The organism is Flavobacterium johnsoniae (genome assembly GCF_001879205.1).
Lineage (GTDB): Bacteria > Bacteroidota > Bacteroidia > Flavobacteriales > Flavobacteriaceae > Flavobacterium > Flavobacterium johnsoniae_A.
Genome location: NZ_MLFK01000009.1, coordinates 139,567 through 156,597 on the forward strand (window position 1 = coordinate 139,567; position 17,031 = coordinate 156,597).

The 17,031-nt window shown below is 35.9% G+C and carries 14 protein-coding genes; 9 read left to right on the top strand and 5 right to left on the bottom strand.

Translation table 11 applies throughout. The annotated features are described in order from the left end of the window. Nucleotides 1–14 precede the first annotated feature (14 nt). Genes BKM63_RS16490 through BKM63_RS16505 form a run of 4 tightly spaced genes read left to right on the top strand, consistent with a single transcriptional unit; the run spans nucleotide 15 to nucleotide 5,631 of the window. Nucleotides 15–1,706 carry a RagB/SusD family nutrient uptake outer membrane protein gene (locus BKM63_RS16490; RefSeq protein ID WP_071637682.1) on the top strand — a complete coding sequence of 564 codons (1,692 nt, stop codon included), beginning with the start codon at nucleotides 15–17 and terminating at the stop codon, nucleotides 1,704–1,706. Between the two features lie 18 nt (nucleotides 1,707–1,724). Continuing rightward, complete coding sequence (locus BKM63_RS16495) at nucleotides 1,725–3,122, top strand: DUF4960 domain-containing protein (protein ID WP_071637683.1); 1,398 nt, start codon at nucleotides 1,725–1,727, stop codon at nucleotides 3,120–3,122. A 22-nt stretch (nucleotides 3,123–3,144) separates the two neighbouring features. After that, nucleotides 3,145–4,701 (top strand): glycoside hydrolase family 32 protein, encoded by a 1,557-nt coding sequence (locus tag BKM63_RS16500; RefSeq protein ID WP_071637684.1) that lies wholly within the window; start codon nucleotides 3,145–3,147, stop codon nucleotides 4,699–4,701. Between the two features lie 24 nt (nucleotides 4,702–4,725). Continuing rightward, nucleotides 4,726–5,631 carry a carbohydrate kinase family protein gene (locus BKM63_RS16505; RefSeq protein ID WP_071637685.1) on the top strand — a complete coding sequence of 302 codons (906 nt, stop codon included), beginning with the start codon at nucleotides 4,726–4,728 and terminating at the stop codon, nucleotides 5,629–5,631. A gap of 91 nt (nucleotides 5,632–5,722) precedes the next feature. Here BKM63_RS16505 and hxpB read toward each other — a convergent pair whose 3' ends face one another. Continuing rightward, nucleotides 5,723–6,391, bottom strand: a complete 669-nt coding sequence (gene hxpB / locus BKM63_RS16510) for a hexitol phosphatase HxpB (protein ID WP_071637686.1) — start codon at nucleotides 6,389–6,391, stop codon at nucleotides 5,723–5,725. A gap of 248 nt (nucleotides 6,392–6,639) precedes the next feature. Between hxpB and BKM63_RS16515 the strand changes: the two genes are divergently transcribed. Then, on the top strand, nucleotides 6,640–6,831 hold the full coding sequence (locus BKM63_RS16515) for a cold-shock protein (RefSeq protein WP_071637687.1): 192 nt from the start codon (nucleotides 6,640–6,642) through the stop codon (nucleotides 6,829–6,831). 197 nt (nucleotides 6,832–7,028) lie between these two features. On the opposite strand, the gene BKM63_RS16520 is transcribed toward BKM63_RS16515, so the two are convergent. The 4 genes from BKM63_RS16520 to BKM63_RS16535 all read right to left on the bottom strand — a co-directional run bounded on the left by BKM63_RS16520 (nucleotide 7,029) and on the right by BKM63_RS16535 (nucleotide 10,668). Beyond that, complete coding sequence (locus BKM63_RS16520; protein ID WP_071637688.1) at nucleotides 7,029–8,303, bottom strand: MFS transporter; 1,275 nt, start codon at nucleotides 8,301–8,303, stop codon at nucleotides 7,029–7,031. 251 nt (nucleotides 8,304–8,554) lie between these two features. Continuing rightward, nucleotides 8,555–8,902, bottom strand: coding sequence for a hypothetical protein (locus BKM63_RS16525; protein ID WP_071637689.1), 348 nt, complete (start codon nucleotides 8,900–8,902; stop codon nucleotides 8,555–8,557). A 123-nt stretch (nucleotides 8,903–9,025) separates the two neighbouring features. Beyond that, the gene (locus BKM63_RS16530; RefSeq protein ID WP_071637690.1) at nucleotides 9,026–9,691 is read right to left on the bottom strand and encodes a hypothetical protein; all 666 of its coding nucleotides are present in this window, start codon (nucleotides 9,689–9,691) and stop codon (nucleotides 9,026–9,028) included. A 101-nt stretch (nucleotides 9,692–9,792) separates the two neighbouring features. Continuing rightward, complete coding sequence (locus tag BKM63_RS16535) at nucleotides 9,793–10,668, bottom strand: helix-turn-helix domain-containing protein (protein ID WP_071637691.1); 876 nt, start codon at nucleotides 10,666–10,668, stop codon at nucleotides 9,793–9,795. A 190-nt stretch (nucleotides 10,669–10,858) separates the two neighbouring features. Between BKM63_RS16535 and BKM63_RS16540 the strand changes: the two genes are divergently transcribed. Genes BKM63_RS16540 through BKM63_RS16555 form a run of 4 tightly spaced genes read left to right on the top strand, consistent with a single transcriptional unit; the run spans nucleotide 10,859 to nucleotide 16,997 of the window. After that, complete coding sequence (locus tag BKM63_RS16540) at nucleotides 10,859–11,491, top strand: TetR/AcrR family transcriptional regulator (protein ID WP_242661167.1); 633 nt, start codon at nucleotides 10,859–10,861, stop codon at nucleotides 11,489–11,491. A gap of 53 nt (nucleotides 11,492–11,544) precedes the next feature. Continuing rightward, complete coding sequence (locus BKM63_RS16545) at nucleotides 11,545–12,882, top strand: TolC family protein (protein WP_071637693.1); 1,338 nt, start codon at nucleotides 11,545–11,547, stop codon at nucleotides 12,880–12,882. Between the two features lie 11 nt (nucleotides 12,883–12,893). Then, complete coding sequence (locus tag BKM63_RS16550; RefSeq protein WP_071637694.1) at nucleotides 12,894–13,937, top strand: efflux RND transporter periplasmic adaptor subunit; 1,044 nt, start codon at nucleotides 12,894–12,896, stop codon at nucleotides 13,935–13,937. Nucleotides 13,938–13,946: 9 nt separating this feature from the next. Beyond that, nucleotides 13,947–16,997 carry an efflux RND transporter permease subunit gene (locus BKM63_RS16555; RefSeq protein ID WP_071637695.1) on the top strand — a complete coding sequence of 1,017 codons (3,051 nt, stop codon included), beginning with the start codon at nucleotides 13,947–13,949 and terminating at the stop codon, nucleotides 16,995–16,997. Nucleotides 16,998–17,031: the final 34 nt, after the last annotated feature.

Here is a 17,031-nt window from a genome sequence, read left to right on the forward strand (position 1 = left end):
TTAAATCAAAAAACATGAAAAAAATACTATATATAACAGGGTTTTTAGTGCTGGGAATATTTGCTTCCTGCTCAGATTTTCTGGAAAATGATCCGCGTGGTGTATTATCAGAAGAGGATATTGTAACACCGGAGTCAGTAGAAGGATTTATGAATGCCGCCTATGCACAGTTAGGAAATGATCATTATGATTCGCCATATAGTTTATGGCCATTTGGAAATGTGCGTTCGGATGATGCTTACAAGGGCGGTAGTGGAACTAATGATATTCAGGACTTTCACTTTTTTGAAGTTTCGAATAATATTAGACCTGATTTTGGTGAATTAGATTCTTTCTGGTACATCAGTTATGTTGGAGTTTCAAGAGCCAATAAAGCTTTGAAAGCATTAGAACAAATTTCAGAAGCCGATTATCCCCTAAAGAGAACACGTATGGCTGAAATGCGTTTTTTAAGAGGACATTTCTATTTTATGTTGAAAATTATGTTCCGAAATGTTCCTTACATCACTGAAGATATTCCAGCAGAAGACTATAAAACGATTTCAAACAAAGCACTTTCAAACGAAGAGCTTTGGAATAAAATTGCGGAAGATTTTCAGACTGCCGCTGATGGTTTGCCGGAAACGCAGCCACAAGTGGGGCGCGCCACTAAAAAAGCCGCCTACGCATATCTGGCAAAAACCCGTTTGTATCAGGCTTATACACAGGATGAGACATATAAAGTTACAGGAATAAATACACAGCATTTACAGGAAGTAATTGCAGCAACAGACAATGTAATAGGGAAAGCAAGCTTAGAACCTGATTTTGCAAATAATTTTTTACCGGGAACTTATGAAAACGGAGTGGAATCTATTTTCTCAATTCAATTTTCAGACAATGACGGAACTTTATATGGAAGATTAAATTTTTCAGATGTTCTGTCAACTCCTCAGGGATTGGGATGCTGTGATTTTCATAAACCTAGTCAAAATTTAGTAAATGCTTTTAAAACAGGTGCAAATGGTTTACCTGAATTTGACAACTATAATAATCAGGATTTTGATTATAAAAATATCGATGCCAATACAGTTGATCCAAGATTATATCACACCGTTGCAATGCCTGGTTTGCCTTATAAGTATGATCCTGAATTTTTATACGTTGAGGCTTGGGTAAGATCTCCCGGTACATATGGATATTTTGCTTCATTAAAAGAAAATGTAGCGCCAAGCTGCAGCTGTATAGTAAACATTGATCCGTTTTACGGAAATTCAAAAAACAGAATCCAGATTCGCTATGCTGATGTGATTTTAATGCGTGCCGAAGCTTTGATTGAATTAGGAAGACAATCAGAAGCTTTGCCATTGATCAATCAAATTAGAGAAAGAGCTGCTCAAAGTACCGGAAGACTGCCGTATGTGAAAAATTTTAAAATCAATACTTATGTTGACGGAGTTAATTGCAGCTGGACACAAGATTTTGCCCGCAAAGCAATGCGTTTCGAACGTCGTTTAGAATTGGCAATGGAAGGAAGCCGTTTCTTTGATTTAGTTCGCTGGGGAGTGACAGATCAGGTATTGAATGACTTTTATGCAGGAGAAAAAACAAAACGCACTTATTATCAGGATGCCTTTTTTGATGCTCATAAGGAAGAGTATTGCCCAATTCCGTTGAAACAAATTAATTTCAGTCAGGGATTATACAAACAAAATCCAGGTTATTAATCTATTAAGAATATTCACATGAGAAAATTTCTATATAAAAATTGGACCAAAGTTTCTTTGGTACTGGTACTGGTTTTTATGATTACCGCCTGCGAAAATAGTTTTGAAAATGGTGGTTTTGATGTCAATTCACCTTCGAATGTTACTTCTTTTAAAATAAATGGAGTGGCAGCAGAAATTGATCAGAAAACGGGAAATATTAATGTTACGATGCCTTACGGATCTGACATTACAGCCGTAAAACCTGAAATGGTTCTAGAAACCGGAGCAACATCAAATCTTGATGCAACAGTGCCAGTCAATTTTACAAATCCGGTAAAGTTTAGAGTTGTAAATGGTAATTTGTACAAAGACTACACGGTAACGACGGTGGTTTTAAGTCCAATTAAAAGTTTTACCATTAATGGAGTTTCGGCAACAGTAAATGATGTCAACAAAACCATTACAATGACACTGCCGGAAGGAACCAATTTAACGGCCTTAAAACCAATTATTGAATTGACGCAAGGCGTTTCTATTTCACCGGCATCGGGTCAGACGGTTGATTTTACAAACTCAGTAACTTATACAATAACATCTAATGGAAAAAGCGTGAATTATACCGCTAATGTAGGAGTTCCGGTAACGGGTTTAGTTGTTGCTTTTTTAGGAACCGCCGCAACGAGAGCTGAAATCACAAATATGGATGAAGTTACAGCGGTTAATTGGTTCTTTTCCACTTTTAGCGGAGCGAAATATATTTCATTTAGCAGTGTTGAAAACGGTGCCGATTTAAGCGATGTTGATGTAATATGGTGGCATTTTGATTCGGCAGCCAATCTACCGGCAATTGCCTACAAACCTGCTGTTATTACAGCTTTAAAAAATTTCAGGGCTAACGGAGGAAATTTACTTTTGACATCTTTTGCCTCTCAATATGTAGATGCCTTAGGAATTGTTCCTTCAGGAAAAGGACCAAATAATGTTTTTGGAGATTTTCCTCCAAACGGATTTGTAGATGCAAATTCATGGGGAATGTCATTTAAAGGGCACGAAAGTCATCCAATTTTTGAAGGATTAACAACTTATGAAACCGGGAAAGCGAATTTATTACAGGGCGGAACTTTCAGATTAAATCATACCGCATGGTGGTTTGTGCCGGAATGGGGAGGTTATGTAAATGGAGAAGGCTGGAGAAACCAAACGGGTGGAACCAACTTAGCCAGTGAAGCCTGGGATGATAATCTGGACGGAAGAGTTACCATTGCAGAATTTCCAAATAATGTGGCCAATAAAAATGTGGTCATAATTTCGATGGGAGCCTACGACTGGTATAATGAAACGAACAGCAGTGGTGTACCAAGTCAGGCAAACGACTTTCTTAATAACATCAAACTTTTGACTCAAAACAGTATCAACTATTTGGCTAAAAAATAATTTTATCTTGAAATCAACTAAAATGAAATATAGAAATATAATAACCATAGCTTCCGTTTTCTTTTCGCTTGTTTCCTGCAGTCAGGACGATAATTACATTGGAGGTTCTATTTCAGGAGGAAATTCTGAGATTACAAGCATTTTTCCTGTACCTCCATCGCAATGGATGGGAGCAAATGATCCCTATTACAGTGCAGGTTATACAGGAGATATTATGCCTTTTTTTGACAATGGAAAATTTCATATTTATTTTCTTCATGATGCTCAGAATAAACCTGCAGGAAAAGGTTTTCATGATATTCATGAGTATTTAAGTACAGATTTGGCTCATTTTACCTATGCAGGGCAAACGATTCCTTACGGAAAAACCGCTGATCCTGATTTTGCTATCGGTACTGGGTCAGTTGTAAAAGCAGGGAACCTTTATTATTTTTATTACACAGGACACAATGAAACTCCGGCTTTTGTACAATCCAATGCCAGAGAAAGCGTTTTGTGTGCCACAAGTCCTGATTTGAAAAACTGGACAAAAGTCTCTTCTTTTAAAATTACCGCACCGGCAGGTTACTATAATTATGATTTCAGAGACCCGCATGTGTTTTATAACGAGGAATTGAAAAAGTATTCAATGCTGGTGAGCACACAAACGGAACCAGGAAGAAAAGCTGTTTTACTCCATTTTACAAGTGCTGATCCCGCATCCGGAAAATGGGATGTTCAAGCACCAATTTACACGACAACTCCACAAGATAATTATTTAATGATAGAATGTGCGGATATCTTCAAAATGGGTACTTATTGGTATTTGATTTTCTCTGAAAACTGGAGTACTGATAAAGGGACGCATTACAGAATGGCAAACTCTATTAACGGCCCATGGATCAAACCACAAAATGATAAGATTGATGGAGAGTACTTTTATGCTGGTAAAACAGCTTCTGACGGAAACAAAAGATATGTATTTGGCTGGAATGCTAGAAAAACACCTGAAAGTGATCTTGGAAATAAAGACTGGGCAGGCAACATGGTTATTCATGAACTGATGCAGAATACCGATGGAACATTAGGAACTCAGTCACCACAATCTGTTAAAGATTTATTTTCTAAAAAAAGCGGTAATGTTGAAGTTGATGCAATGACAGCAAATGTGACAGCAAATAATGGAACTTACAGCTTGTCAGGGACAACAGAAAAAGCAATGATTACTTTTAAATCCTTAGGTAAAAAAGCAAAAATAAAGGCAGAAGTTACATTCTCAAATGATGCAGGAACTACAGGATTTGTTTTCAATACCAATGATTCCGGAAGTTATTATAAGATCGTTTTTGATATAGCAAAAGGTAAAGTTTTAGGCTATAATTCGGCCTCACAAGAAGTAGCCCAAATGCCATTTCAATTTCAGAAAAGTACCAAATACAATATGGAAATAATTATTGAAAGAAGTGTTGTGGTAGTTTACATTAACGGAATAACAGCTTTAACAAATCGTATTTACGGAAGAGATCAAAACAAATGGGGATTCATTGCGGAAGGGCAGAACAGTACTTTTTCTAATCTTCAGATTACAACACCAGAATAACATTAATATAAAAACAATTTTAGAATGAATAACGGAAAAAACCTTAAGGCAGTGGCCTACGGAGAGGTGCTTTGGGATGTTTTTGCCAATGAAAAAAAGATTGGCGGCGCACCGCTTAATGTAGCACTGCGAATGAAAACATTAGGCTGCGAAGTAGCCATGATTAGCTGTGTAGGAAATGATGATGATGGAAAGGCAATTATAAATGAGGTAAAAAGTTTAGGTCTTGAAACAGCTGCAATTATTAAATCAGATGAGTTTCCAACGGGCTTGGTAAACGTAACCGTAAACGAACGAGGATCGGCAAGTTATGAAATCAATTATCCATCGGCTTGGGATAAGATTGTATTAAATGATTTTGCAAAGAAAACAGCATTGGATAACGATGTTCTTATCTATGGTAGCCTGGTTTGCAGAGACGAGGTTTCAAGAAAATCTTTGGAAGAATTGCTGCAAACAAATGCCTATAAGGTCTTTGATGTTAATTTAAGAAAACCGCATTATTCTTATGAAATTTTGGAGCAATTAATGCACTCTTCGGATTTTATTAAGTTCAATGATGAAGAATTATTAGAGATTACCGGAGCAATGAAATCATCTTCCACAACTTTAAAAGACAGTATGCATTTTATTGCAGAAAGAACCAAAGTAACTGCAATGTGTGTCACAAGAGGCAAACATGGAGCTTTATTGATGTGGGATGGTCAAATCTTTGAAAATGCAGGCTATCCTGTTAAAGTTGCCGATACAGTAGGAGCAGGGGATTCATTTTTAGCAGCTTTGATTACATCATTACTGACTGGAAAAGAACCTCAATATGCGATCGATTTTGCCTGTGCAGTAGGAGCTTTAGTAACCGAAGCATCTGGAGCTAATCCTGAAATTTCGTATTCTAAAATTGAAAAATTAATGTCTGGGATTAAAATTTAGTTTTTGTTTTAAGAAAAAATCTATATTTTTCAATTCATTGAATAATATTGTTTTTTGAAGTTAAGCCTGATACCTAATGGTATTGGGCTTTTTAATTACCAACGATAGCCGGCCACTGATCAATATGTTCAAAATTGTTAATTACATAATTTGCGATACTTAAGTCTGTATCTTTATTTCCATTTGTAAATGCAATCACTTTCATGCCTGCCCTTTTTGCTGCAAGCATTCCGGAATAGGAATCTTCAATAGCAACACAATGCTCGGGGTCTACTTCCAGTTTACCGGAGGTAGTTAAATACACACTGGGATCGGGTTTGCCGTTTAGTTCAGAATCAGAAGATGATATTGCATCAAAGTACTGTGTTAGTTTTAATTTTTTAAGTACTACAGGTATAATTCTATAAGGAGAATTTGTAGCCAGTCCAATTTTATAACCTTGATCTTTGATAAGCTTTACAAAATTCTCTATACCGTCAATTTCGCAATTTTCATTCTCAATTAGTTCAATTACACGCGAAATTACCAGCTCTTCGGCCTGCTGGAAACTTATATCTTTTACTGTAGACCGACTCCGCCAGAATTCAGTGACTTCTTTTGTAGTCATTGTTTTAGTGATTAGCGTGAGTTCTTCAGTTACCTGAACTCCCAGTGAAGAGAAAATTTCAAATTCTGCTTTCTGCCACAAAGGTTCCGAATCAACCAGCACGCCGTCCATATCAAAAATAACGGCCTTTTGCTTTAAATTTGTTACATCCATATTCTGTTTTGAGAGTCAGGTTTAGGGAGCAGGACTCCGGGTTATTTTCAAAAATACTTTTTTTCAAAGGTAAATCAAATTCTAAATAAGGCGAAATGTATGTATTAGTAGTATTTGTTTCTTCATTATTTTTTTAAATAATTGTTAGACTGAAAAAACATCTTTTAATTTATTTTAAAAATAAAATACTCAATATTAATAGGTTCCCATTTTAATAATGTTATCTTTGAGCAATTAAATACATTAAAATGCAAGAAGGTACAGTAAAATTTTTCAATGAAGAAAAAGGATTCGGATTCATAACTCCTAATAATGGAGGGGCCGAAATTTTTGTTCATGCTTCAGGTTTATCAGAAAACATCCGTCAAGACGATGCAGTAAGATATGACATCGAAGAAGGCCGTAAAGGTCCAAACGCAGTAAACGTAGTCGTAGCATAACCATACTATCACAGTTAACTTATAAAGGCACCTCTAATCAGGTGCCTTTATTATTTATATGGTGTAGTATTGTTTTCTATGGATATTATATTACTATTGAAAATTGGCAAATAACAAGAATTTTCAAATTTGATAAATAAGTTATTCCAGCCTGATAATCCAGTTATGAATTCAGCGAGTCACTAATTTTCAGGATTTTATCTGCTCATACCTTCGTTATTTCCCTCAGTCATATCTATCGTTTTTGGATGCAGGGTCGCCAGTTGTAATACTATGGCAGTAACCACTACAAATAAAAGTAGTACAAAAACATGCGTCATTCCTCCATTGTCAGCAGCTTTTCCTAAAAACTCGGTGATAACAGCTCCGGCCGAAATGCCTGCAAAATTCATAATTCCATATCCGGTAGCCCTGTAGCGAGGTGCAACAAACTGGCTAAGAATAGGCATATTGTTCGTGTCGTATATTCCAAATCCAAGTCCAAAAAGTATAGCGCCAAAAATAATAGACTCTATATTACAGCAATAGCCAAATAAAAACAATGCCGGAATGGTAAGAAATAATCCAATAGCACTGGTGTAAATTCGTCCTTTAAGATGTTGCATCACCCATCTGTCGGAAATGGCTCCGCCAATTAAAACACCAAAAAAAGAAGACATCGAAATGGTTATCGTTGCCATTGGTCCTGCGAGAGACATGTCTAAGTTTAAAGTTTCGGTAAATAAGGAAGGTAACCAATTTTTGGCTGCCCAGCCCGGTAAACTTGGTGCAGCGAAATAAAAGAGTAAAACCCAAAAGGAGATATTACCGAATAATATTCCCAATCCTTTGAACATTTCCCTGAACTCATAGCTGACAGAGGATTTTTTTGAAGGATCAAAAAAGTAGGCTTTCTTTTCCTGTAGAAAAAACAGGAGTACTAAACTATAAACTACACCGAGTAAACCTACGGAGTGAAAGCTGAAATGCCAGGAAAAATGCTTAGAAATAGTGGCTCCAAAACCACCAAGAGCCTGTCCTAAGTAAATTCCGGTAGTATGAATCGCAATTGCAAATGAGCGTGTTTTTTCCTGATGGTAATCTGTAATTAAGGATAATGCGGCCGGAATATAAAAAGCTTCGCTAAACCCCATAATGCCGCGCAAAATATAAATCTGATTGAAAGTTGTGGCATAACCCATCGCCATAGTAACCCCTGACCAGATAAAAAGACTTCCTATAATTATTCTTTTTCGGTTAAACCGATCCGCTATAATTCCAGAAATGGGACTCATAAGCGCATATATCCAAAGAAAAATAGCCATCAAAAGACCGAAATTTTCAGCTTTAGCCAATTCAGGAATGTCATCCATCATCGCTGATTTCATAGTGGAGAGCATTTGTCGGTCTAAATAATTCAATAAAGCAACAAACCATAGTAAGCCAACAACAATCCATGGATAGGATTTTTTTTCATTTAATTTTGCAATCATTCTCTTTTTTCAAAATAAAGGCCGAATATACGAATTCAAATGCTACAGAAAAGAATTGTTTTGCATGCTATTTGTTTGTAATGTTAAGACGCATTAGCACCTTATTCTAACTTCAATTCGATACACTTTGTCAAAGCCGAAACTTTCCATTTAGAAATAATTCTTCCATAAAAGCAAAACCGTAAATCTTTTTAAAATTCTTTTGAACTTTTTGTGGGAGAATCGATATCAAGTCTAATTATTTATGAGATTTACCAAGTATTTTGTAAAACGATTTCTCCAACTGATTCATTTTTATTTCCAACTGTTTTTATGATGCTGTACCTCGTATAATTTTCAACTGTAATTTCAATAAGATAAGTTCCGGAATTAAGGTTTTTAATTAAAAATTCACCATTATTATCTCGGATTTTTAAATCCTGGATTATTTTTTTTTGATTTGTAAAAGTATTAAGTTCAAAAACCTTAATCGAAAATGATTCAATAGGACTAAACCCATTATATACAATTCTTCCCCAGATGGTAAAAGTTTCCTTGGATGATTGAGCAGCGAAAAGGGGAATAGAAATCAAGATAATTAAAAGCATTCTTTTCATCATAATATTTATTTATGTTAACTCATTTATAGGTTTTTATAATGAGATATGGCCGTGCTAAAGCGGTTAGTAAATTCGTTCTTTATCAGAGTGAGAAGTTCTGTTGGTAAAGATTTTAGGAATGTTTTATTTTTTATAATTTATCTCAATGATTTTAAAATCTCCTCCGCTGCTGTCTGCTGTAAACAGCCCTATTTTTCCCGATGTTCTATTGTTGAGTTTTTCGACTATCAGTGAGGGCTGAGCTGCATTGTTTATATATACTTTAACATTTGTGGTGTCAACTACTAATTTCATTATAAACCATTCATTAGGGTCTGGCGGATTGATGATTTCTTTTTCAAAAAACGCATTCCTTTCTTTTCTTAATTTTTCCCAGGTAAAATCGGGATGTGAGATGTATTGCACAGCATGAATTCTCCTGACAGAGTCTTTGGCAGAAAAATTGAAAGGACGGCAATAAACGGCATCATAATTAATATCATCGATAGCATGAAAGGCAATACCGATAAAACTTCGCTGCAAAACATTTTTTCCGCGCATTTCAATTTTAATTGTCCCGTTTTTAAAGTCCTTAACAGGCAGCCATACAAGACATTCCTTTTTGCTTTCCACAATTTTTAGATAAGCGCCGCTGTCACTTGAAACAATTTTAATCTCTCTGTTTACTGATTTTAGTTTTCCTTTTTTGTAGAGCGCAGCCAGTTCAATAGCTTGCCGCCGCTGCCCGAATAGTAAGCAGGGGAGCACTATCAAAGTAAAAATATAGGTAAATTTGATGTACTTTTTCATTGAAAGATTAATATTTTCAAATGATCGATAAAGATGTGCTATTTCTTATAAAATATTGTCATGTACAAAAATAGCATCTGTGGAAACAGAATAATTACCAGTTAGATAACAGAACTACCATTTTGATAAGCATTTCGGAAATCCTTAGGAGAAATTCCTGTCTGCGCTTTGAAGAAACGCGTTAAATGATTTGCTTGGGAGAATTCGAGAGCGTATGAAATTTCATTTATATTAAGCTTCGTATAAGAGAGCAGAGACTTGATTTCAAAGAGAATAAATTCATTTACCATTTCAGAAACGGTAATTCCAAACTGTTTTTTGATGCATTTATTTAGTGTTACTCTGCTGATACCTAACTGTTGTGCATAATAGTCGATATTTCTTGTTTTACGGACTTCATTTTGTAAAATTTCCTTAAACATAAAGGCAATACTGTTATTTTCTGTTTCTGAAGACAGAAAATAATGTTTTGCATAGGCACGATTAAGTTTGATTAATATGAAGTACAACAGTGCTCTTATAATATGTTCGCTGTCTGATCTGAATGTTTTTACCTCACTGAGCAGCTCCTGAATTGTATTCTCCAACTGTGAAAAAAACTCATCATCAACCTCTAGATAAAGCGGTTTGGTTTTGTTGTAGAAAAACTGCAGCCTGAAAGAGAATAGTTTATCTGAAAAGAAACTAGACAGAAAGCTGTCCTGAAAAAACAAGAAATAACATTCAACTTTGGTCTTGTCCAAAAACCATCGTCTTTTTTGAAAGGGAGAAACAAAAATGACGGTATTATCTGAAATTTCAATTCTTTGCTGATCAAGTTCTAAATAGCCATTTCCTTTAGAGAAAAATATAAGTTCATAAAAATCTGTCTGATGAAGCTCACTTTCAAAAAAATAATATGGAATGTTTTTATAAGTGCCTATATCAATTAGGAGCTCAACATTATATTTATTTTTTAAGAATTTAAATGTCTTCATCTTTAACGTATTTTTCCATTAGTTAAGTGGATATATGTAAATCCGGGAATTTGCTGACTATCCCTTGATACAAATGCAATACAAGCTGGTAAAAGTAGCTATTTAAACCTTAAACTATGCTAGAGAAGTTGATATTAATAAATATTTTGCAAAAAATGAACACTGTTCAAAAAAAATATATACATTTGCAATGAAAATTATACTTATGAGTGTAGCAGACAGAAAAGCGAGAGAAAAAGAAGCCTTGAAAGCCTTGATTTTAAAAGGAGCAAAAAAGCTTTTTTTAGAGAAAGGAATAGAGCAGACAACCATTAGAAATATCGCTGATGAAATAGATTATAGCGTTGGGACGGTTTATGTTTATTTCAAGGATAAAAATGATATTCTGCACAATTTGCATTCTATTGGATTTCAAGATCTTGGAAATTGTTTCCAAGAGTTATTCACGATTGAAGATCCAATGGAGAGACTAAGAAAAATGGGGGTCGTATACATCAAGTTCGCAATCGAGAATCAGGAAATGTATGATTTGATGTTTAATCTTAAAGCACCTATGGAATTTCTTGAAAAATCTGACAGCGATTTTTGGGATGAAGGCATCGAAACTTTTGGCCTGGTTAAAAAAACCGTAGAAGAATGCATCAATAAAGGACATTTTGAAGGCCATGATGTAGAATCACTGTCATTTATGATTTGGAGTCTTGTACACGGAATGTGCTGTCTTGAAATCAGGCAGAGAACAAAAGGTGTCAAATTTGCCAGCCCTGATACTATCCTCTTTGACGGATACAATGCTTACTTGAAAATAATAGATAAATTATAATTTTTTTTGGCTAAAAAAATGAACACTGTTCAAATAACAAACAATGTAATAAAATGAAAAAAACACTAATTCTAATTGCAATTTTACTTGGGTATCATGGATATTCCCAAAATAAATTAGACGGCTACATCGAGACCGGATTAAAAAATAATGAGATCATCAAGCAGCATAACTTTGACATTAACAAAAGTATGTATGCCTTGAAAGAAGCACATTCACTTTTCTATCCCAGCGTTTCTCTAAATGCCAACTACACGAAAGCTGACGGCGGAAGAACAATAGATATTCCTATCGGCGATATGCTGAATCCGGTGTACAGCACATTAAACCAGCTGACTAATTCTAATGCTTTTCCGGCTTTGCAAAATCAGTCAGTTCTCATAAATCCTGATAATTTTTATGATGCCAGAATTCACACTGCAATGCCATTGCTGAATTTTGAAATCATTTACAACAAAAGAATTAAAAAACAGCAAAATTACCTGCAGATAATTGAACTGGAGATTTATAAAAGAGAGCTGGTTAAGGAAATAAAAATTGCGTACTACAAATACCTCCAGTCAAAGGAGGGAATTAAAATTTATGAGGAAGCTTTAAAACTGGTTAAAGAAAATCAGAGAGTGAACCAATCCCTGTTTAAAAATGAAAAAATAAACCGCACGGCAGTTCTGCGCAGTGATAATGAGGTAATCCGCATAGAAGCAAATCTGGAAACGGCAAAACAGGCTAGCAATAATGCAAAGTCCTATTTCAATTTCCTGATCAATCAGAAATTGGATACCGAAATAGAAACTGATTATCAAAATGAGCTGCTGCCTACTACCATGGTCAGTGAGAATACTCAGAATAGGGAAGAACTTGCACAACTTGGTCTGGTTAAAGAGCTTAACGGCAATGTAAGCAAGCTGACAGAATCGTATTGGTTTCCAAAATTAAGTGCTTTTGCTGATTTTGGTTTTCAGGATTTTGATTTTGAAGTAAATAAGGACTCCCGCTATTATTTCGCAGGAGTGGGGTTAGAATGGAATATTTTTTCGGGTAACAAAAATAAATTCAAACTCAAACAGGTAGCAGAAGATACTCAAAAAATAAATTCCCAGATTGACAATGTAAAACAGCAGCTGCTGCTTCAGTTTCAAGTTACACAAAACAATTTGAAATCAGCTTTGGAACAATTCAATGCCGATAAAAACCAAAAAGAGTCAGCCAGGAAATATAATGAGGATATAACCAAATTATACAAAGAAGGGCAGGCCATCTATATTGAACTTCTGGATGCTCAGAATCAATGGGTAAATGCCCAGCTCAATACTAATATAGCACTTTATAATTCGTGGATAGCTTATGCAGAATTAGAAAGAGCCAATGCAACTTTTACCTTAAACCAATAAAAATTAAGATCATGAACAAATCAATAATGATTTCCCTATTCGTATTACCTCTTTTCTACGCCTGTAAAGAAGAAAAAAAAGAACACACGGCTTTTGAAACTGCAGATGTCATTTCCATTAAAACTGCAGCAGCCGAATCTCTGGCGCTTACTAAAAATATAAGTGCATCAGGATTGGTAACAACAGAAAATCAAGGCAATTACTCGTTCAAAATTGGCGGAGTGGTCACCCATATTTTTGTTGAAGAAGGACAGTTTTTCAAAAAAGGACAGCTTCTGGCCACTTTAGACGCAACCGAAATCGGTTCAGGCCTGAATCAATCCGATCTGAATGTTAAGAAATACGAGCGTGATTATACAAGGGCTTTAAACCTTTATAAGGACAGCGTATATACTTTAGAACAGCTTCAAAACACAAAAACGGCTCTTGACATTGCCAAAAAACAGAAAGATGCTGTTGCTTTTAATGCCCGTTATTCAAAAATTTATGCGACAGCCGATGGTTTTGTGACTTCAAAAATTGCTAATGTAGGTGAGGTTGTGGGGGCAGGATCTCCAATTCTGGCAATAAACGAAACCCGCCAAAACAGCAATTATCTGCTAAAAGTTGGTTTGACAGACCAGGAATGGGCCGCTGTAAAAATAGGCCAGAAGGCAGCTGTCACCCTTGACGGCTATCCTGACGAAAGCTTTGATGCCTCTGTTTTTAGAAAGTCGCAGGCGGCAGATGCTGCATTGGGTTCGTTTCAGGTAGAACTAAAACTGAATATGAAAAACAGTAAACCAGCGGTAGGAATGTTTGGAAAGGCAGAGATTAAAGCCGATAAAGCCGAAGATTTTATCGTAATTCCGTATAACTCACTTATTGAAGCCGACGGTAACAAAGCTTTTGTATTTGTCGTAGAAAACAACAAGGTAAAACGCCAGCCTATTACGATTACTAAATTCGACAATGACAAGGTGTTAGTAAAGGACGGACTTCAAAAAACAGACCAGATAGTTATTTCCAACAGTGCTTATCTCAACGAACAATCAACTATCAAAATCATTAAATAATCTTATACCATGAAGATAACAAACTTTTCCGTTAAGAATTATCAGTTCACACTGATTCTAGCTCTATTAGTTGCTGTGGTAGGGGTTCTTACCTTATTTACAATGCCAAGATCGGAAGATCCTTCAACACATCCGCCGCAATATCTGATTACCGTTATTTATCCCGGTACGAGTCCAAAAGATATGGAAGAACAGGTCGTAAAACCTATTGAAAATAAGATTTACGGATTGGAAAATATCGAAAAAATACTAACAACGGTAGAAGATGGTGTAGCCGCTTTTCAGGTAAAATTCAAATACGGAGTGGATATTGATAATAAATATCAGGAAATATCTACCGAAATGAATGCCCTTAAAAACAGGGGACTTCCGAAAGATATTTATCAGATAAAAACCGAAAAAAACTCGTCTTCTGATGTGAAAATTCTCCAAGTAGCCTTGGTTTCCGAAAATGCATCCGACAAAAAAATGCGCGATGAAGCAGATAAACTAAAAGCAAAAATTGAAAAAATAACCAATCTTAAAGAAGTGAATTACTCGGGAATTCCAGAACAGGAAATCCGGGTGGATTTGAATTTGGAAAAATTGGCACAATTAAAAATTCCATTAAACGTAGTGATGGGAAGTCTGCAAAGCGAAGCTGCCGATATTCCCGGCGGAAGTATTGATTTGGGGACCAAAGTATTCAACGTAAAAACAAGCGGTAAATTCAAAAATGCTGCTGATGTTGCCAATACGGTGGTTTACAATGCCAATGGAAAAATCATCTACATGAAAGATGTAGCCGAAGTAAACTATAAATCTGAAGTTGTAAATCATATCACCAGAATTAACGGCCACCGATGTGTTTTGGTTACTGCCGGAATGAAAGACAATGTAAACATCAGCGATGTTCAAAAAGAATATTTGCCGCTAATAGAGGCATTTTCTAAAGAGCTGCCTGCTAACATCAAACTAACAAAAAACTTTGACCAGGCCGATATGGTATCAAGACGTTTAGGCCATTTGGGTTTTGATTTTGGTTTAGCTATTCTTTTGGTTGTTATTACGTTGGTGCCGTTAGGAGGGAGAGCCTCTCTAATTGTAATGATATCCATCCCTTTATCATTGGCTTTAGGGTTAATTGCAATGAATGCTTTGGGATATTCTTTAAACCAGTTAAGCATTGTGGGGCTGGTAGTTGCTTTAGGACTGCTGGTTGACGACAGTATTGTGGTGGTAGAAAATATTGAGCGCTGGCTGCGTGAAGGACATTCTAAAATGGACGCCGTTTTAAAAGGAACAAAACAGATTGGTATTGCTGTTGTAGGTACTACCGCTACTTTGGTTATAGCCTTTATACCATTGGCTTTTCTTCCGGATATGGCAGGTGAGTTTCTCCGAAGTCTGCCTATGGCGGTTATCACCAGTGTATTGGCTTCTATGATTGTGGCGCTGACATTGGTTCCGTTTTTGGGAAGCCGATTTTTAAAAACGCACGATCACGCTGAAGGAAACATCTTTCTTCAATATTTGCAAAAGTTCCTTACCCGAGCCTACAGGGATATTATGCCAAAAGCATTGGAATTCCCAAAAACGACTATTGCGATTTCTTTGTTTTTAAGTGTCATAGCGTTTGGATTGTTTTCGGCAGCCGGATTTAAATTGTTCCCAACTTCAGAAAAACCGATGTTTTTAATCAACATCAAAATGCCTCTTCAAGCTAATATTTCTGAAAGTGACAGGGTAACAAAACTGGTGGAAAAAGAATTGAAAAACCACAAAGAAATTGTGTATTTCACTTCAAATGTGGGACACGGAAACCCTCAGATTTACTACAACGTGCATCCTCAGGACAGAAAATCTGATTTTGCCCAGATTTTCGTGCAGTTGGACGATGAAGCAAAACCTTCCGATAAAACTAGTCTTATACAAGAATTGCGCGAAAAATTTAAAACGATACCTTATGCTAAAGTAGAGGTAAAAGATTTTGAACAAGGACCGCCATTAGAAGCTAATATAGTAGTGCGGTTATTCGGCGAAGACCAGGCGGTTTTACGTAAGTTATCTTCTCAGGTAGAAACCATCTTGCGAAATCAGGAAGGAACAGTTTACATCAATAACGAGTTGAATACCTATAAAACCGATATCAAAATAAAGATTAATAAAGAAAAAGCGAGAACCTTAGGCGTACTGACCAGCGAGGTTGATAAAGTAATTCGACTAGCTGTTGCCGGTTTAACAGTTGGAGATTATATAGACGACCGTGGAGATGCAAGAAACGTAACCATTACTTTACCAAGGGATAAGTTTTCGAATCTTGATGCACTGAAAAATTTATATGTAAACAATGTTCAGGGAACACCGATTGCATTGAATCAAATTGCAGCGGTATCTTTTGAAACAGCACCAACGGCCATAAACCACTTTAATAAATCTCCCTTTTCAAAAGTCAGTGCCATGACAAAAGATGGTTATTTAGCAAATGACCTGCTGGTACATATTATACCAAAATTGGATAAACTTGAAATGCCAAAAGGTTATTATTACAAACTATCCGGAGAAAAAGAATCAGAAGGTGATGCTTTGGGAGGTAATTTTCTTTCTGTAATTATATTGAGTACGTTCTTATTTATTGCTGTTTTACTGCTTCAGTTTAAAACATTTAAAGGGATTATTATTGTTATGTCCATCATTCCTTTAGGTATTTTAGGAGGCGTATTATTTTTAATAGCATCAGGGAATCCAATGTCGTTGGTTTCTATTATTGGTTTTATTGGATTGTCGGGAATTCAGGTCAAAAACTCCCTTCTTCTGGTCGATTTTACAAATCAATTAAGACAGGAAGGAAAGTCCATTGACGAAGCGATTGCTATTGCAGGAGAAACCCGTTTTCTTCCGGTAGTCTTGACATCCGTTACCGCAATCTGTGGTTTGATTCCCCTGGCGGTAAATCCCAATCCCCAGATATCTCCTTTAGCGATCGTATTAATTGGAGGGCTTATAAGTTCAACAATCCTTGCAAGAATTGTAACACCGGTGATGTATAAACTGATTCCGCCAGATTTAGAAAAACTATAATTAAACCATTTAATCAGTAAAGGCATTTATAAAT